12 protein-coding genes are annotated in these 18,679 nt (G+C 63.9%); 7 read left to right on the top strand and 5 right to left on the bottom strand.

The genetic code is table 11. From position 1 onward, the window contains the following. Nucleotides 1-2: 2 nt before the first annotated feature. The 4 genes from AC0L28_RS21975 to AC0L28_RS21960 form a co-directional block, all read right to left on the bottom strand. Nucleotides 3-1,211 (bottom strand): acetyl-CoA C-acetyltransferase, encoded by a 1,209-nt coding sequence (locus AC0L28_RS21975; RefSeq protein ID WP_023802169.1) that lies wholly within the window; start codon nucleotides 1,209-1,211, stop codon nucleotides 3-5. Nucleotides 1,212-1,241: 30 nt separating this feature from the next. Beyond that, the gene (locus AC0L28_RS21970; RefSeq protein ID WP_128170884.1) at nucleotides 1,242-2,411 is read right to left on the bottom strand and encodes an acyl-CoA dehydrogenase family protein; all 1,170 of its coding nucleotides are present in this window, start codon (nucleotides 2,409-2,411) and stop codon (nucleotides 1,242-1,244) included. A 237-nt stretch (nucleotides 2,412-2,648) separates the two neighbouring features. Further along, nucleotides 2,649-4,445, bottom strand: a complete 1,797-nt coding sequence (locus AC0L28_RS21965; protein WP_023802167.1) for an acyl-CoA dehydrogenase — start codon at nucleotides 4,443-4,445, stop codon at nucleotides 2,649-2,651. Nucleotides 4,446-4,736: 291 nt separating this feature from the next. Continuing rightward, nucleotides 4,737-5,198, bottom strand: coding sequence for a MerR family transcriptional regulator (locus tag AC0L28_RS21960; RefSeq protein WP_023802166.1), 462 nt, complete (start codon nucleotides 5,196-5,198; stop codon nucleotides 4,737-4,739). A 446-nt stretch (nucleotides 5,199-5,644) separates the two neighbouring features. On the opposite strand from AC0L28_RS21960, the gene AC0L28_RS21955 reads away from it, so the two are divergent. From AC0L28_RS21955 to AC0L28_RS21940, 4 genes are all read left to right on the top strand, one after another. Beyond that, entirely contained in the window at nucleotides 5,645-9,604 is a 3,960-nt protein-coding gene (locus tag AC0L28_RS21955) for a peptidoglycan-binding protein (RefSeq protein ID WP_473480145.1), read from the top strand. A gap of 189 nt (nucleotides 9,605-9,793) precedes the next feature. Continuing rightward, nucleotides 9,794-10,717 (top strand): sulfite exporter TauE/SafE family protein, encoded by a 924-nt coding sequence (locus AC0L28_RS21950; RefSeq protein ID WP_023802164.1) that lies wholly within the window; start codon nucleotides 9,794-9,796, stop codon nucleotides 10,715-10,717. Continuing rightward, the gene (locus AC0L28_RS21945; protein WP_236379107.1) at nucleotides 10,717-11,508 is read left to right on the top strand and encodes a TIGR02186 family protein; all 792 of its coding nucleotides are present in this window, start codon (nucleotides 10,717-10,719) and stop codon (nucleotides 11,506-11,508) included. The genes AC0L28_RS21950 and AC0L28_RS21945 overlap by 1 nt, the downstream gene beginning before the upstream one ends. Nucleotides 11,509-11,617: 109 nt before the next feature. Next, nucleotides 11,618-12,874 carry an Hsp70 family protein gene (locus AC0L28_RS21940; RefSeq protein WP_473480143.1) on the top strand — a complete coding sequence of 419 codons (1,257 nt, stop codon included), beginning with the start codon at nucleotides 11,618-11,620 and terminating at the stop codon, nucleotides 12,872-12,874. A gap of 6 nt (nucleotides 12,875-12,880) precedes the next feature. Here AC0L28_RS21940 and AC0L28_RS21935 read toward each other — a convergent pair whose 3' ends face one another. Then, on the bottom strand, nucleotides 12,881-13,783 hold the full coding sequence (locus tag AC0L28_RS21935) for a LysR substrate-binding domain-containing protein (RefSeq protein WP_473480141.1): 903 nt from the start codon (nucleotides 13,781-13,783) through the stop codon (nucleotides 12,881-12,883). A gap of 280 nt (nucleotides 13,784-14,063) precedes the next feature. Here AC0L28_RS21935 and AC0L28_RS21930 point away from each other — a divergent pair, with 280 nt between their 5' ends. From AC0L28_RS21930 to AC0L28_RS21920, 3 genes are read left to right on the top strand one after another with little or no spacing between them, the layout of a single operon-like run. Next, entirely contained in the window at nucleotides 14,064-16,997 is a 2,934-nt protein-coding gene (locus AC0L28_RS21930) for a molybdopterin oxidoreductase family protein (protein WP_473480139.1), read from the top strand. Continuing rightward, nucleotides 16,994-17,728 (top strand): 4Fe-4S dicluster domain-containing protein, encoded by a 735-nt coding sequence (locus AC0L28_RS21925; protein ID WP_027155154.1) that lies wholly within the window; start codon nucleotides 16,994-16,996, stop codon nucleotides 17,726-17,728. The genes AC0L28_RS21930 and AC0L28_RS21925 overlap by 4 nt, the downstream gene beginning before the upstream one ends. A 9-nt stretch (nucleotides 17,729-17,737) precedes the next feature. Next, nucleotides 17,738-18,673: a dimethyl sulfoxide reductase anchor subunit family protein gene (locus AC0L28_RS21920; RefSeq protein ID WP_473480137.1), complete on the top strand. Its 936-nt coding sequence runs from the start codon at nucleotides 17,738-17,740 to the stop codon at nucleotides 18,671-18,673. Nucleotides 18,674-18,679 lie beyond the last annotated feature (6 nt).

The following is an 18,679-nucleotide window of genomic DNA, read 5'->3' as shown; positions in this document are numbered from 1 at the left end:
CGTCAGACGCGTTCGATGATCGTTGCGGTGCCCATGCCGGCGCCGATGCAGAGCGTCACCAGCGCGGTGTTCAGGTCCCGGCGCTCCAGTTCGTCCAGCACCGTTCCGAAAATCATCGCACCGGTTGCGCCGAGCGGATGGCCCATTGCGATGGCGCCGCCATTGACGTTGATCCTGTCGTGCGAAATGTCGAAAGCCTGCATGTAGCGCAGCACCACCGAGGCGAACGCCTCGTTGAGCTCGAACAGATCAATGTCCGACAGCTTCATCCTGGCACGCTTCAGCAGCTTCTCGGTCACGTCGACCGGACCGGTCAGCATCAGCACCGGCTCCGAACCGATATTGGCGAATGCACGGATGCGAGCGCGCGGCTTCAGGTCGAGCGACTTTCCAGCCTTCTTCGAGCCGAGCAGAACGGCCGCCGCGCCGTCGACGATGCCGGACGAATTGCCGGCGTGGTGGACGTGATTGACCTCCTCCACCTCGGGATGCTTCTGCACCGCGACGGCATCGAAGCCGCCCATTTCGCCGGGCATGACGAAAGACGGGTTGAGGGCCGCCAGCGATTGCATATCGGTCGAAGGCCGCATGTGCTCATCGTGGTCGAGGATGGTCAGGCCGTTCTGGTCCTTGATCGAGATCACCGAATTCTTGAAGCGGCCTTCGCCCCAGGCTTTGGCGGCGCGCTTCTGGCTTTCGACCGCATAGGCGTCGACGTCGTCGCGCGAAAAGCCGTACTTCGTGGCGATCAGATCGGCCGAGATGCCTTGCGGCACAAACCAGCCCGGCAGGCCGACCGAGGGGTCCATGAACCAGGCGCCGCCGGATGCGCCCATGCCGACGCGCGACATCGATTCGACGCCGCCGGCGATGACGATCTCGTCGGCGCCTTGCGCGATCTTGGCGGCGCCGAAATTGATGGCATCCAGGCCAGAGGCGCAGAAACGCGAGATCTGCATGCCGGGCGCTTTCGTGTCGTAACCGGCCTCGAAGGCGGCGGCGCGCGGAATGACAGAGCCCGCCTCGCCGACCGGATCGACGCAGCCGAAGATGATGTCGTCGACGGCGCCGGTGTCCAGCCCATTGCGGTCACGGATCGCCTCGAGCACCTTGGCGCCGAGCCGCACCGCCGGCACCTCGTGCAGCGAGCCATCCTTCTTGCCCCTGCCGCGCGGCGTGCGCACGGCGTCATAGACATAAGCTTCGGCCATTTTCCTGCTCCTTGGTTTGCTGAAAGTCTCTCAGAGAGAGCGCCCGATCAGCAATTTCATGATCTCGTTGGTGCCGCCGTAGATGCGCTGGACGCGCGCGTCGCGGAACATGCGGGCGATCGGATACTCATTCATGTAGCCATAGCCGCCATGCAATTGAAGGCATTCATCGACGACTTTTCCCTGCAGGTCTGACAGCCAGTATTTGGCCATCGAGGCTGTCACCGGGTCGAGGCCTCCATTGATATGGCGGGCGACGCAGTCATTGTAGAAGACCCGGCCTATGGTCGCCTCGGTCTTCAGTTCGGCCAGCTTGAACTGGGTGTTCTGGAAATCGATTATCGCCTTGCCGAAGGCCTTGCGCTCCTTGACGTAGCCGATGGTCAACGCCAGCGCCCGTTCGACCATGGCGATGGCGCCGGTGCCGATCTGCAGCCGCTCCTGCGGCAATTGCTGCATCAACTGGACGAAGCCCTGGCCTTCCTCGTGGCCGAGCAGATTGGAGGTCGGCACGCGCATATCGTTGAAGAACAGTTCCGACGTGTCGTTGGCCTTGAGCCCGATCTTGTCGAGGTTGCGGCCGCGCTCGAACCCTTCCACCTCGTCGGTCTCGACGACGATCAGCGAAGTGCCCTTGGCGCCCTTCTCCGGGTCGGTCTTGGTGACAATTATGATGAAATTGGCGAGCTGGCCGTTGGTGATGAAGGTTTTTGAGCCGTTGACCTTGTACTGGTTGCCGTCCTTCTCGGCGCGCGTTTTGACGCCTTGCAGGTCGGAGCCGGCGCCGGGCTCGGTCATGGCGATGGCGCCGATCAGCTCGCCGGTCGCCAGTTTCGGCAGCCACTTCTTCTTCTGCTCCTCCGAGCCGTAGTGGAGGATGTAAGGGGCGACGATCGAATTGTGCAGGCCGATGCCGAAACCGTCGACGCCGACATGGCCGATCGCCTCGATGATGGCGCTCTCATGCGCGAACGTCCCGCCCGAACCGCCATATTCCTCCGGCATCGAGGCACAGAGCAGACCGGCCGCGCCCGCCTTCAGCCAGCACTCACGGTCGACCATCTCGTTCTTCTCGAACTCGTCATAGCGTGGCGCGATCTCTTCCGACATGAAGCGGTGCGCCATGTCGTAGAGCATGCCGACCTCGTCCGCCGCCCAGGCTGGTTTGGGAAGGCCAAGAATTTCGGCGGGGTTGGTCATGCTGTTTCTCCCTTGCGCCGACGTCCCCCCTCCCCTCGAGGGGAGGGTGGCCCGAAGGGCCGGGTGGGGTCGCCGATGAAGTGCTCGATCTTATCTTACTGCTGTTCGAAACTGACATGGATTTGAGGCAACGCGATCATTCTCCTCCCAAGGCGCCAACCAGGTCGGCGCACTGCACGCAGGACCCCTCTCGGCCCTTCGGGCCACCCTGCCCTCGAGGGGGAGGGAAAATCGAGCTTAGAACGCTTCCGCCGGCAGTGCCATCAATGTATCGGCGCCGCTGGAGATGCGGGCGAGGTGCGCCGACGTTTCCGGCATGATCCGCTCCATGAAGAAGCGCGCCGTCACCAGCTTGCTATCGTAGAACGCCGAAGAACCATTGGCGCCGTTCGCCAATTTCGCCCCGGCCGCCTTGGCCATCTGCGCCCACATATAGCCCAGCGCCACCAGGCCGAAGAGATGCATGTAGTCGGTCGAGGCGGCACCGGCGTTATCGGGCTTGGCCATGCCGTTCTGCATCAGCCACATCGTCGCCGCCTGCAGATCGTTGAGGCCCTTCTTCAGCGCCTTGGTAAAGGGCGCCATCTTCTCGTCAGTGCGGTTCTCCTCGCAGAACTCGCCGACCTCCTTGAAGAAGGCCTGCACGGCACGGCCGCCATTCAAGGCCAGCTTGCGGCCGACGAGGTCGAGCGCCTGGATGCCGTTGGCACCCTCGTAGATCATGGCGATGCGGGCATCGCGCACGAACTGGCTCATGCCGTGCTCTTCGATATAGCCGTGCCCGCCGAACACTTGCTGCGCCATCACTGCGTGGTCGAAACCTTTGTCGGTGAGCACGCCCTTGACCACCGGCGTCATCAGCCCGGTGTAGTCGTCGGCGGCCTGGCGGTCCCTGTCGTCACTGGCACGGTGGGCGATATCGGACTTGATCGCCGTCCACAGTGCCAGTGCGCGACCGGCCTCGTTGAAGGCCTTCATGGTCATCAGGCTGCGGCGGATATCGGGGTGGACGATGATCGGGTCGGCCTTCTTGTCCGGCGCCTTCGGCCCAGACAGCGAGCGTCCCTGCAGGCGATCCTTGGCATAGGACACAGCGTTCTGGTAGGCGACCTCCGACAGAGAGAGCCCCTGCAGGCCGACGCCGAGCCTCGCTTCGTTCATCATCGTGAACATGGCTTTCAGCCCGCCATTCGTCTCGCCAAGCAGCGTGCCTTGTGCCTCGTCATAATTCATGACGCAGGTCGAATTGCCATGGATGCCCATCTTCTCCTCGATCGAGCCGCAGGAGACGGTGTTCTTCTCGCCAGGATTGCCTGATGCATCGAGCTTGAGTTTCGGCACGATGAACAGCGAAATGCCCTTCACGCCTTCCGGCGCGCCGTCGATGCGGGCCAGCACCAGGTGGACGATGTTGTCCGCCAGGTCGTGCTCACCGGCCGATATGAAGATCTTCTGGCCTGAGATCCTGTAGGTGCCGTCGCCATTGGGAACCGCCCTGGTGCGTAGCAGGCCGAGATCGGTGCCGCAATGCGGCTCGGTCAGGTTCATGGTGCCGGTCCAGACGCCTTCGACCAGCTTCGGCAACCAGAGCGCCTTCTGCTCGTCGGTGCCATGGGTAATGATCGCGGCGATTGCGCCCTGCGTCAGGCCGGGGTACATCATCAGCGACATGTTGGCCGAAATCATATATTCGGAAACAGCGGTATGCACCGCGTAAGGCAGACCCTGGCCGCCAAATTCGACGGGTGCGGCCAGCCCCAACCAGCCGCCCTCGCGGTATTGGTCGAAGGCCTCCTTGAAGCCCTTCGGCGTCGTCACCGAACCGTCGCCATGGCGCTCGCAGCCTTCCATGTCGCCGACGCGGTTCAGCGGCTGCATGACATTTTCAGCGAGCTTGGCGCCCTCGGCGAGGATGGCCTCGACGACGTCCGGCGTCGCGTCGGAAAATCCGGGAAGATTGGAATAGCGCTGGTAGCCCAGCACTTCTTTCAGCACAAACAGCGTGTCCTGGACCGGCGCCCTGTAGATCGGCATGCATTTCCTCCACCATGCGGCCTTGGCCCCGAATCCCCAATGTGAAGTCAGACGGGCATGCGGACCAACGTTCAGGTCGGAATAGCAAAAGTTGACGTTTGCGTAAACGTCAATTTTTTGATGCGACAAATTAATCCCCGCCGCTCGCTCATAGCGTAACGGCGCTGGCCGTAGCCAGTCCGAACATTGAAAGATATTCGTCCCGTCGCAGCCGCAAGACAAAGGGAAGAGCCGCGCAGCCAAGGCCCACGCGGCTCTCTCCCAGAAGGTTCACCGGAAACGGGCGAAGAATTACCCGGCGACGCTGGCCTGCGGCGCCGAGCGTTCGCTCAGCATCTGACGCACCGCCGCCATCGAGTTGCTCAACTCGTTGATGGCATCGTCGATCAGAGCCCGCTGCTTCTGCAGGCGGGCAAGCTGCTTCTCCGACTTGTCGAGCGTCAGTCGCAACTGCTTGGTGTTGGAACCGCTGGGGTCGTAGAGGTCCATCATTTGCTTGACGTCGCGCAGCGAGAACCCGACCTTGCGGCCGAGCAGGATCAGCTTCAGCCGCGCCTTGTCGCGGCGCGTGTAGAGACGGGTCGAGCCGTCGCGCTGCGGATTGAGAAGGCCCTTGTCCTCGTAGAAACGCAGCGTACGCAGCGTTACTCCGTATTTCTTGGCCATCTCGCCGATGCGGACAAGATCCTCGCCGGCTTTATCGGACATGTCATTGGTATTGGCCGCGGCTTCGCCGGGCGAAACAAGTTTCATGGTCACTGGCTTTCCCCATCTGGTGGCGCCGCGGCCCTGGACCGTGCGTCGCCTGAGTCGAAGCGGGGGCGTGCTTCCACTCGTGGTTTCAACAAACAAAATCGCAAACGGCACAATCTGCACCCTTACGTTTACGTCAATTCTATACCGATAGCCGCCTCACGAAGCAAGGGCGTCGTGCGGGAGGACCTTTTTGCCGCATCCGCCACCGCATGGCCCGGCGGCGCTTCAGGCGCTCGTCAACATCGTTGCAACTTCTTAAGCTTGGTTAACGCGTTGTTTACCACGTTGGGCGAATTGTGCGCATGTCGGTCACCCGTGGTTATCCTGTAGCGAATTTTTCACGGTTTCGGAGCCCACCGCAGCAAAGCCGCGGCCGTCTTCGTTTCCGGCAGGACTTTGGGAACTGGTCATAAAGCCAGCAGTGAAACTGAACGGGCGCATCGATGAACAGCAAGCGGTCCTATCTCGATACACTCAACACCGGCCGGCAGCGCAGGCCATACACCACGCTTGAACAGCTCAACCGTTCCCTGGAAACGCTGGAGCAGCGGCTGGAGCGGACGCGCGAGGACTTGAGCGAACGTCCCGATCCGCGCCGGCTGAGCGCGGAGCCGCGCTATGCCAGCGCCCGGCCCTATGAGGATCCGCGCCCCGAGCAGCCGCCGAAAAGCCCGGCGCCGGCTGCCTTCGACCAGAATTACCAGGCGATCGCCCGCGACATCGACCGCGTGCGCGGCCAGGAGGACGGCGTCGCCGTGGTCGGCAAGATCGCCGGCGAATTGCGCGGCCTGCGCGAGGAACTGCGCCACCAGATGACCGCCGGCCTGCAGCGCGAATTCGAAGCGCTGCGCAACGACATCGAGCGGGCTTTCCAGGCAAGCACCGAGCCGGGTGGCCAATCGACGGGAGGCAAAGGCAGCGCCGAACTCGGCGTCGAGTTCGAGCGGCTTTCCGGCGCCATCCAGTCCCTGGCCGAAAAGAGCGACGACAGAAGCGTCAACATGCTCCGGCTCGATCTGGAGCAGGTCAAGGCCGCGCTCGACACATTGGCGCGCGAGGAGAGTGTGCAGGCGGTCGGCCGCCGCTGGGACGAGTTCGACCGCCGCTGGACCGCGTTCGAGGATCGTGTCGATGCCGATCAGCGACAGCGGTCGGACGCACCCGGTCTTTCGATGCTGACCGAACGGCTCGAACAGATCAGCAATGCCGTCAACAATCTGCCGGAATCGCTGTCGCTGCGTTCGCTCGAAGAGAAGGTCCGCACGCTTGCCGGCGCCGTCGAGCATTTCGCCCGCCAGCAGGACAGCCTCGGCAGCAGCACATTCGCAATGATCGACGAGCGGCTGGACGAGATTTCCCGCGCCATCGTCGCCTCGACCGTCGCCGCGCAGGCCAATTCATTCGACCCCGAAGCATTCGAGCGTATCGAGAAGCGGATCGCCTCGCTTGCCGAACAGATCGAGGAAGTGACGCAAGTCCACCCCAGTGGCGAGGTCATCGACCGCCTCAACATGCTGTCGAGCCGGGTCGACGATCTTGCCAGCCGGGCCAATTTGCCTGAGCAGGCGATGGAGCGTCTCGACAAGCAGATCGCGCTTATTGCCGACAAGATCGACCGGGCGCCTACCATGCCGGACGCCGACTATATCTTCCAGGGGCTGGAACAGCGTTTCGACGTGCTGTCCGGCATGATGGAGCGTCGCCAGGGCGACGCGATCGAACAAGGCAACATGCTGTTTCGCGATCTCGAGCGCCGGCTGGACGAAGTTGGCGACAGGCTGGACCAGCGCATGCCGCAGATCGACGGGGCCGGCATCATGGACGCCCTCGACGCCCGCTTCAGCGCGCTGGCCAAGCGCTTGGAGACGCGCGTTCCCGATCACGCAGGTGAAGCCGCGATCCGTGGCCTGGAAAGCCGGCTCGAAGACATTTCAATCCGGCTGGATTCATCGGCGGCACAAGTCGCCGGTATCGACCCGGCCCTGATCCGCAGCCTGGAAGCGCAGGTCGCGGGCCTTTCGGCGCACCTTTCGAAACCCGGCGCGCCACTGCCGGAATTGGAGGATATCAGCCCTCGTCTCAACGAAATCGAGAAGTCGCTGGCTGGCACCCGCGATTCCATCCTCAGCGCGGCGCGCGAGGCAGCCGAGAGCGCCGTCCGTTCGTTGGCGGGCTCCAGTGCCAACACGGCGGCCGTCTCTGGCCTCGCCCAGGATCTGAAGACGCTCGAAGCACTGACGCGCCGTTCCGACGAGCGCAATTCGAGGACCTTCGAAGCCATCCACGACACGCTGCTCAAGATCGTCGACCGGCTGGGCTCGCTGGAAACCGGCGAGCCGACCGACGCTGTGAGCGAACTTCTGAATACGCAACCGGCAGAGCCGGACAGTTGGCGCGGCGTGCGATCGTCAAAGATGGCCGTACGTGACGCGCCGTCCATGGACATCGACCAGCCACTGCCGCTGACGGAAGACATGGCCGACCTCGACAGCCATGTCTCTGCCATGATCAGCGATGAACCAGGTTCCCATAGCGAACCGAGCACGCGCACGCCGGCCGAAGCCGCCGCGGCCGCGGCCATGGCGGCGCTTGGCTCGGACACGTCGGAAAAAAGCCAGCCGACCGGCGGCCGGAAGTCGATGCTCGGCGGACTGGCGCGCGCCTTCAAGGCCAAGAAGGAGACGATTGTTCCACCGCTTGCCGGCTCCGCGCCTGATGTTGAGATACCGGTTGCCGATCTCGACGAGCCGCTGGACCCGAAGGTTGCCAACCGGCCGCTGGAGCCCGGCTCCGGCCCACCTGACCTCAACGCCATCATGAAGCGCGTGCGCGACGAACGCGGCCCCCCCGGCAGGGCCGGCAATGCCGACGCATCGAAATCCGACTTCATCGCCGCAGCCAGGCGCGCGGCGCAAGCGGCCGCTGCCGAGGCCGACGCTCTCAAGCGGCAATCGACGATGAGGGGGCCGGTAAAGGCGCTCAGGATCGGCGACTTGCTCAAGGCGCGACGCAAGCCGATTCTGATGGCAGCCGCCGCGGTCATGCTGGCGCTCGCCGGCCTGCAATTAGGCAAGGCCTTTGTCTCCGACCCGATCGATATTGCCAGCAGCGATACGGCGCCGATGGCGGCCGCGCAGCCAGCGGAAAGCGCATCGATCGGTACCGTCAACGAGCCGAAGACGGACACAGAAACTGCAGGGGATAGCGCACCAGACCACGCTGTCCGGCAGGCAGAGCCATCCGAATCGGTAGCCGAGGACGACATGCCGGCGCAGGCCGCCATCGTCACGCCGTCATATGGCGGAAGATCGGCGGATGCCGAAACGCCGATCGACTCAGGGTCCGCGGCCGAGCCTGTTCCTGCGCCAATGGCTTCAACGACGTCGCCCGATCCGGCGGCGGCGAACGTGACAGCGTCGGCACCTGCGGGCCCGACGGCTGCGGACGCCGAACCAATGGCCACCGCGCCGGACACCACGCCCGCGACCCAGGACATGACCGGCACGGTCACGTCAGCGGTTGCTTCGACGGCGGCGGCCACTGCCAAGATCGACATTCCAGCCGATGCCGGCCCGGCTGCCTTGCGTGACGCAGCGGCCGGCGGCGACGCCAAGGCACTGTTCGAGATCGGCTCGCGCTACGCCGAATCGCGCGGCGTCAAGCAAGACATGGCAGCGGCCGCCAAATGGTACGAGAAATCAGCCGAGCTCGGCTTCGCACCGGCGGAATACCGCATCGGCAACTTTTACGAGAAGGGCACCGGCGTCGCGCGCGACGTCAAGAAGGCGAAGACCTGGTACCAGCTCGCCGCCGCGCAGGGCAACGCCAGCGCCATGCACAACCTCGCCGTGCTCTTCGCCATGGCGGCGGACGGCGTGACCGACAATGAATCGGCCGCGCACTGGTTCCAGGCCGCCGCCGATCTCGGCGTCAAGGACAGCCAGTTCAATCTCGGCATCCTGGCGGCGAAGGGCGTCGGCATGAAGCAGAATCTCGAAGAGTCCTACAAATGGTTCGCGCTCGTCGCCAAGACCGGCGACAAGGATGCGGCGGCAAAGCGCGACGAGATCGCCAAGGCGCTCAGGCCCGAGCAGCTCGAACGCGCACGCGCCGCCACGGAGCTGTGGAAGGCAAAGCCGCTCGATCCTGCGGCAAATTCGGCCGATATTCCCGAATCGTGGCAGGATGGCACGCCGCAGACGACCGCCAGCGTCGACATGAAGAAGGTCGTTCAGAACATCCAGCGTATTCTCAACAAGAACGGCTACGAGGCCGGCAATGACGACGGCGTGATGGGCCAGAAAACCAAGGATGCCATCATGGCTTTCCAGACCGACAACGAGCTGAAGCCTACCGGCACGGTCGACGAAAAGCTGGTCAAGGTGCTGCTTGCGCGCAAATAACGTCAGATGCGTCGTTTCCGCGACGCCTTTGCCACACATTTGCCTGTTAACTGATTGAGTTGTTTTTTGTTTCGGCGACGTGGCGAGGTTTGACTTCGCCGCCCGGCCGGCGCAAGAACGGACAGGCTTTTGGCGCGAATGCCCGCCACGGTTGCATTCGCCGACGGGCAAACTGATCGAGACTGACGGGTGGGCATCTATCTCCCGATCGCGGAAATTTCCGTCAACATCTTCGTGCTGCTGGCCATGGGCGCGGCGGTGGGTTTCCTCTCGGGCATGTTCGGAGTGGGCGGCGGCTTCCTGATCACGCCGCTGCTGATCTTCTACAACATACCGCCGGCGATCGCAGTCGCCACCGGCGCCAACCAGGTCATCGCCTCCTCCTTCTCCGGCGCATTGTCGCACGTGAAGCGCGGCACGCTCGACTTCAAGCTCGGCGGTGTGCTTTTGGCCGGCGGCATCGTCGGCTCGACCGGCGGCATCTTCGTCTTTGGCTTCTTGCGCCGGCTCGGCCAGCTCGACCTGTTCATCTCGCTGCTCTATGTCGTGCTGCTCGGCACCGTCGGCGGGCTGATGCTGGTCGAGAGCGTCAATGCGCTGCGCGCCACGCGCAGCGGCGCGGCACCGGTGCTGAAGAAATCCGGCCAGCACAACTGGATCCACCGCTTGCCGCTGAAAATGCGGTTCAGGGCCTCGAAGCTGTTCGTCAGCGTCATCCCGGTGCTCGGCCTCGGCGCCGGCATCGGTTTCCTGTCGTCGATCATGGGCGTCGGCGGCGGCTTCATCATGGTGCCGGCGCTGATCTATCTCTTGAAAGTGCCGACCAACGTCGTCGTCGGCACCTCGCTGTTCCAGATCATCTTCACCTCGGCCTACACCACGCTGGTCCATGCCACCACCAACCAGACGGTCGACGTCATGCTCGCCTTCTTGTTGATGGCGGGCGGCGTCGCCGGCGCGCAATACGGCGCCAAGGCCGGCCAAAGGCTGCGCGGCGAGCAGCTCAGGGCGCTGCTCGCACTGCTGGTCCTGGCGGTTGCCATCCGGCTCGCCATCGATCTGTTCGTGACCCCGCCCAGCCTCTATTCGCTGTCCGGCGCGGATCCGACCTGATGGCGGGTTTTAGGACGTTCCTGGCCGTTGCCTCGCTGTCGCTGTTCGCCGCCTCGTCACCGGCAAGAGCGCAGACGCCGGTTACCGAAAACATCCAGATCGGCCTGTCCACCGACCATGTCTCAATCACCGCCGGCTTTTCCGGCGCCGACCTCACCATCTTCGGCTCATTGGAAAATGCCGACCCGCGTGTCGCGCGCCAGGGGCGCTACGACATCGTGGTCGTGCTTGAGGGTCCGGCCCGGAAGGTCGTCGTGCGCCGCAAGGACCGGGTGCTCGGCATCTGGATCAATCTGGAGTCCGAGACCTTCAAGAATGTGCCGGTGTCCTATTCGGTGGCGACGACGCGGCCGCTGCAGGACGTCACCGACCCCAACAGCTACAAGCAACTGTCGCTCGGCGCCGCCAACATCTATATGCAGCCGGCCGACGCTGGCGACAGTCCGGCGACCATCGAGGAGTTCACCGCGGCGCTGCGCGAGCGCAAGACGGCGACCGGCCTCTACAGCGTGAATGTGGGCGGCGTGCAGTTCCTGTCGCAGAACCTGTTCCGCGCCACCGTCAGGCTCGCCCCCAATGTTCCGGTCGGCACCCACAAGGCACGCGCGTTCCTGTTCAAGAGCGGCCTGTTCATCAAGGAAAGCTCCGCCCAGCTCGAAATCCGCAAATCCGGTTTCGAACAGTCGATCTTCCGCGTCGCCCACGATTATTCTTTCCTGTATGGCGTCTTCGCAGTGTCGTTGGCCATGCTGACAGGCTGGCTCGGAAGGCTCGTCTTCCGGAAGGATTAAACTCTCTTCAAAAGGCGGTTCCCCTTTTTACGCTCGTGGGTTAGACCGCGACCCCGGCCCGGCCGAACACCGGCTGTCGCTCCCCAAATCAAAAATACAGGACTTTGCGATGCGACCAGCATTCGGCGGTATCGACTTCGGCACTTCGAATTCCACCGTCGGCGTGATCAGGGACGGGCAGCCGCAACTGGTGGCGCTGGAAGACGGCGAGGTGACCCTGCCCAGCGCGGTGTTCTTCAATTTCGAGGACAACCGCACCTACTTTGGGCGCCGCGCCATCGCCAACTATACCGACAGCATCGAGGGTCGCCTGATGCGCTCGCTGAAGAGCGTACTCGGCGGTACGCTGGTCCATGAAAAGACGCGCATCAAAACCCGATCGATCGCCTTCACCGAGATCATCGGCCTGTTCGTCGGCCATCTCAGGAAAAGGCTGGAAGAGGATGCGGACGATACGGTTGAAAGCGTGGTGCTCGGTCGTCCCGTGCAGTTCGTCGACGACGATGCCGAGGCCGATGCCAAGGCCGAAGGTGAACTCGAAAACGCGGCCCGCACCCAGGGCTTCAAGCATATCGCCTTCCAGTTCGAGCCGATCGCGGCGGCGCTCGACTACGAGCAGACGGTGACGGGCGAAGAGCTGGCGCTGATCGTCGACATGGGCGGCGGCACGTCCGACTTCTCGATCGTGCGGGTCTCGCCGCAGCGCGCCCGCTCCCTGGATCGCAAGGACGACATTCTGGCCAGCCGAGGCATCCACATCGGCGGCACCGACTTCGACCGGCTGTTGAGCATCGCCCATGTGATGCCGCAGCTCGGCTACCTCTCGCCGACCAAGGACGGCAAGCGCAACTTGCCGGCCAGCTACTTCATCGACCTGGCGACATGGCAGCGCATCAATCTGGTCTACACCGCCCGCGCGATGACGCATCTGCGCCAGATCCGCTACGAGGCGGAACGCGCCGACCTGGTCGACCGCCTCATCGACATCGTCGAGCATCGTTACGGGCACGCGCTGGCCGCTTTGGTCGAGAGGGCCAAGATCGAGCTGACGGAGCAACCGTCCGCCGAGGTGATGGTCGCGCTGACGGGAGCGAGGTTTGCGACCGAAATTACGCGCGCCGGGATCGACGACACGATCGCCAGGGATATCGAACGGGTGGCCGCGACGGTTGGTGAGACGATCCGCGACGCGCAGGTGAAACCGTCCGACATCACCGCGGTGTTCCTGACCGGCGGATCGACCGCCATCCCGCTGGCAAGGCAGCAGATACTGGCCCTGGTGCCGCAGGCGTCGGTCATCGAAGGTGATATGTTCGGCTCGGTCGGGCTTGGGCTGGCGCTCGATGCGCAGCGGAAATTCGGCTGACCCGGCTTACCCGCGGACGGTCTCGCCGGCCCTCACGCCCAGATGCGCCTTGAGCGCCATCTGGGCCAGACTTGCCTGCCGGTCACGATGCGTGATCATGGCGAAATCGCGCTTTGGCAGATCGATCGGCACGGCTCGCAGGCTGCCCTCGGCGACCGCGCGTTCGACAACGAGCTCCGAAATGATGGTGGCGCCGGCGCCGGCCTCGACCGCCTGACGGACCGCCTCGTTGCTCGGCAGCACCAGGAATATCCGCAGCTCTGCGAACGATATCCCTTCGCGGCGGGCAAGATCTTCCAGCACCTCGCGCGTGCCCGATCCGCCTTCCCTGATGATCCAGCGGAGTTCCCTGATATCGGGATGCCCGCGCGAGACTTCGGCGATCTCGGGATGCGAATGCGCCACGACCAGCATCAGGCGATCCACATCCACCTTGGCGCGCCGCAATATGTCCGATTCAGTGCGCCCCTCGACCAGGCCAAAATCAGCCGTACCGTCGAGTACGGTGGTCTCAACCTGCCTGGTGTTGCCGATGGTCACGCTCAGCCTGACGGCGGGATAGGCCTCGTGGAAGGAGGCCAGCCGGCGCGGCAGCCAGTAGCTGGCGATGGTCTGGCTGGCGGCGATGGAAAGGCTGCCGGTGATCGTCTGCGAGACGTGCTCCAGCACGTCGTGGGCGGCAGCCACCCGTTCGAGCACGGCCTTCGCCTCGGGCAGAAACCTGCGCCCGGTCTGCGCCAGTTCGATGTTGCGACCGACCCGGTTGAACAGCTGGACGCCATGCTGCTGTTCGAGCGAGCGGATGGCGGCCGAGGCGGCCGACTGGGAAATGCCCAGCAGCTCGGCCGCCTTGGTCATGTGCCCCCGTTCGGCGACAGCAACAAATATCCGCAGTTGGTCCAGGGTCATGCGGAGAATTAAGAAAGAATTTCGATTGGAATTACAAGAGCAACTTGTTAGACGGATCGATTGCTTTGTTCTAATTTTCTCGGCGGAGTTGGAAAAAAATCGCGGCCCAACCTGGAACGGGTAGAAAAGTGATCGGGCGGTTCAAATCCTTGTTTGCCCATTGGACCCGCGGCCTGCGGCGTCGGCTTGCCGGCGACCGTTATCATCCGGAAGAACACTATATGCGCGGCCCCGGGCCGAAGACGAGAGCCAAATTCGCAGACCGCAAAAGCGCCGAATCATGAACCACGGACCGCTGCGCGGCGCCAATTCCGCACCGTCCCAACGGTCGCTTGCCGACACCCGCGCGCCCGGCGAGGGTGATGGCGTCGATACCTCGCCTGATGTCTCCGACAGCATCGCCAAGACCACCTGCTACATGTGCGCCTGCCGCTGCGGTATCGACGTCCACATCAAGGACGGCAAGGTCCGCTACATCAACGGCAACAAGGACCATCCGGTCAATCGCGGCGTGCTGTGCGGCAAAGGCAGCGCCGGCATCATGCAGCACTACAGTCCGGCCAGGTTGAAGAAACCATTGCTGCGCAGCGGTCCGCGCGGCTCGGGAGAGTTTCGCGAGATCGAGTGGGAGGAGGCCTTCTCGATCGCGACGGAACGGCTTTCGAAAATCCGCCGCACCGACCCAAAGAAACTCGCCTTCTTCACCGGGCGCGACCAGTCGCAATCGTTGACCGGCTGGTGGGCGAGCCAGTTCGGCACGCCGAATTTCGCCGCCCATGGCGGCTTCTGCTCGGTCAACATGGCGGCCGGCGGGCTCTATACGATCGGCGGCTCGTTCTGGGAGTTCGGCGAACCCGACTGGGACAACACCAGGTACTTCATGCTGTTCGGCGTCGCCGAGGACCATGATTCCAACCCGATCAAGATCGGTCTCGGCAAGCTCAAGGCGCGCGGCGCCAAGGTGGTCTCGATCAATCCATGCCGCACCGGCTACAACGCCATTGCCGATGACTGGATCGGCATCCGGCCCGGCACCGACGGCCTGTTCGTGTTTGCTCTCATCCATGAACTGCTGAAGGCCGGCCGCGTCGATCTCGATTATTTGCTTCGCTACACCAACGCCCATGTCCTCGTCATCCAGGAGCCGGGTGCAGCCGATGACGGGCTGTTCGCACGCGACAGCGGCGGCAATCCGCTGGCCTGGGACAGGCTGGCCAAAGTCTCAGTCAGCGCCACCGATACCGACGCAAAGCCGGCGCTGACCGGCAACTTCCAGGTCGATGGCCGCCGCTGCGTACCGGTCTTCCAGCTTATCGCAGACCGCTACCTGCACGAGAGTTATTCTCCCGATGCGGTCGCCGAACGCTGCGGCGTTGCCGCCGACATCATCCGCCGCATCGCCGCCGAACTGGCGCATGTCGCCTTCGAGCAGGCGATCGAACTGCAGGTGGCGTGGACCGACTGGGCCGGCCGCCGACACGAGACGATCAAGGGCCGGCCGGTGTCGATGCACGCGATGCGCGGCATCTCGGCCCATTCGAACGGTTTTCACACCTGCCGCGCCATCCACCTGCTCCAAGTACTCCTGGGTACGGTGGACGTGCCCGGCGGGTTTCGCTTCAAGCCGCCCTATCCGCGGTCGGCGCCGCCGGGGCCGAAGCCGGCGGGCAAGGACGTCAGGCCGATGACGCCGCTCGAAGGCATGCCGCTCGGTTTCGTCTGCGGCCCGGACGATCTGCTGGTCGATGACGTCGGCACGCCGATCCGTATCGACAAGGCCTATTCCTGGGATGCGCCGCTGGCAGCACACGGGCTCATGCACACGGTCATCCGTAACGCCTGGGCCGGCGACCCCTACAGGATCGATACGCTGTTCATGTACATGTCCAACATGGCCTGGAACTCGTCGATGAATACCGTCGAGACGATGGCGATGCTGACCGACATGGATGCGTCAGGCGAGTACAGGATCCCGTTCATCATCTATTCCGACGCCTATTATTCCGAGACCGTGCCGTTCGCCGATCTCGTGCTTCCCGACACCACCTATCTCGAGCGTCATGACTGCATCAGCCTGCTCGACCGGCCGATCAGCCACGCCGATGGACCGGGTGACGCCATCCGTCATCCGGTTGTCGAGCCGGACCGCGACGTGCGGGCGTTCCAGACGGTGCTGATCGAGCTCGGCGCGCGGCTCGGCCTGCCCGGCTTCGTCGCCGACGACGGCTCGGCCAAATACCGCGACTATGCCGATTACATCGTCAATCATGAGCGCAGGCCAGGCATCGGCCCGCTCGCCGGCTGGCGCGGCAAGGACGGAATTTTGATCGGCAAGGGCGATGCCAATCCCGACCAGCTTCAGCGCTACATCGACAATGGCGGCTTCTGGCACCACGATTTTGCCGACGACCAGCGCTACTACAAGATGGCCAACCGATCCTACCTCGAGTTTGCCGAGACCATGGGTTTCATCCCGAAGGCCGAGCCGATCGTGTTCCAGCTCTATTCCGAGCCGATGCAGCGGTTTCGCCTCGCCGCGCGCGGCCATGGCAGGGTGCTGCCGCCGGAGGCGGAGCGCAGCCGCATCGAAACCTATATGGACCCGTTGCCGTTCTGGTACACGCCCTTCGAGGAGGCGGTTGTCGACGTTGAGAAATACCCTCTGCATGCGCTGACGCAGCGGCCGATGCACATGTATCATTCCTGGGGCTCGCAGAACGCCTGGCTCAGGCAGATCACCAGTCAGAACCGGCTGTTCGTGCACAGCCAAACCGCCGCCGGCCTCGGGCTTGCCGATGACGACTGGGTTTGGATCGAGAGCATCAACGGCAGGGTCAAGGGACAGATCAAGCTGGTCGACGGGGTCAACGCCGACACGGTGTGGACCTGGAACGCGATCGGCAAGCGGCGCGGCAGCTGGGGGCTGAAGGACGATGCGGCCGAATCCAACCGCGCCTTTCTGCTCAACCATATCATCGGCGACCAGACTTCTGCCGATGCGAACGGCAAGCGCTACTCGAATTCCGATCCGGTGACCGGCCAGGCGGCATGGTTCGACCTGCGCGTCCGCATCGTCAAATGCGCGGCTGAAGAAGCCGGCTTCACTGAGCCGCAGTTCGAGCGCTTCCGGCAGCCACCGCATTTCGAGCCCTCGCCCGACAAGCTCAGTTTCGGCGCTGAATTCCGCCGGGCAAGAGAGGCTTCCAGATCATGACCTGCCTTCCCGCCCATACCGACAAGAAGCTCGGCCTGGTCATCGACCTCGACACCTGCGTCGGTTGCCAAGCCTGCGTTACCGCCTGCAAGGAATGGAACACCGGCGGTCACATGGCGCCGCTGACCGACATCGATCCCTATGGCGGCGATGCCGACGGGGTCTGGTTCAACCGCGTGCACAGCTATGAGCACATGACGGAGATGGGTGGGCGCACGGTCAATTTCCCACGCTCCTGCCTGCATTGCGAGACACCGGCCTGCGTCACCGTCTGCCCGACCGGCGCCTCCTACAAACGGGCCTCGGACGGCATCGTGCTGGTCGACGAAGACAAGTGCATCGGCTGCAAATTGTGCAGCTGGGCCTGCCCCTATGGCGCGCGTGAGTTCGATACCGATGTCGGCGTGATGAAGAAGTGCACGCTGTGCGTCGACCGCATCTACAACGACAATCTGGCGGAAGAAGACCGCGTGCCGGCCTGCGTCGCCGCCTGTCCAACCAGCGCGCGGCACTTTGGCGATCTCGGCGACCCGGCATCGGCGATCTCGCAACTGGTGGCCGAACGCGGCGGCGTCGACCTGATGCCCGAACTCGGCTATCACCCGACCAACAAATATTTGCCGCCGCGAGCCCACACGCCGCGCGCTGCATCGGTGCCGGCGCCGAGGCTCGAACCGGTGCGGGCTGAAGGCGGTTTCCTCGGCTGGGTCGACCGCATGCTTTCGCATTGATCAGCATCCATGCATCCAGCCTTCTCCGTCGTCTTCTTCACCACTGCCACGGGCGCCGGTTACGGCCTGCTCGCGCTGCTCGGCGTGCTGGCCGGACAAGGATTTGTCCCGCCTGACTTCTGGCTCGGCCTCGTCGGCATGGGGCTGGCGCTCGGCCTGATCTCGGCCGGCCTGCTGTCGTCGGCCGGCCATCTCGGCCGGCCAGAACGCGCCTGGAGAGCATTCTCGCAATGGCGCAGCTCATGGCTGTCGCGCGAAGGCGTTGCCTCGGTCGCGACCTTCGTGCCGGCGGGATTGTTCGCCGTCGGCTGGCTGTTCCTCGGCCGCACAAACGGCTGGGTGGCCGTCGCCGGGCTGCTGGCTGCGGTCGGCGCGGTCGCCACCGTCTGCACCACCGGCATGATCTATGCCTCGCTGAAGCCGATCGGCCAGTGGCACAGCCGCTTCACTTTGCCCGGCTACCTGATCTTTTCGGCAATGAGCGGCAGCGTGCTTCTCAACGCGCTGCTGCAGGGCTTCGCCCTCGGCTCGACTATCGTTCTGACAGGTTGCGTGCTGCTGACCTTGCTCGGCTGGGGCTGGAAGCTGGCAAATTGGCGCTACAATGACAGGCTGGAAATCCCGACCAACGCCAACACCGCGACCGGACTTGCCGGCGGTACGGTGCGGTCGCTGGAATGGCCGCACACCGAAGAAAACTACCTGCTCAAGGAGATGGGCTTTCGGATCGCCCGCAAGCACAAGGCGCGGCTGCGCCAGATCACGCAAGTGCTGGCCTTCGCTCTGCCCGTCTTGCTGCTGATTGCCGCATTCGCCTTGCCGTGGCTCTATGCGGCGGTGCTGTCGGCACTCGCCACATCAGCCCAATTCGCCGGCATGCTGGTCGAACGCTGGCTGTTCTTCGCCGAAGCGAAACACACCGTCACCCTCTACTACGGCCGGTAGAGCAGC

The organism is Mesorhizobium sp. WSM4847 (assembly GCF_055811335.1).
Note: the sequence above shows the minus strand (reverse complement) of the source record. Positions and strands in the feature narration are given on the sequence as shown.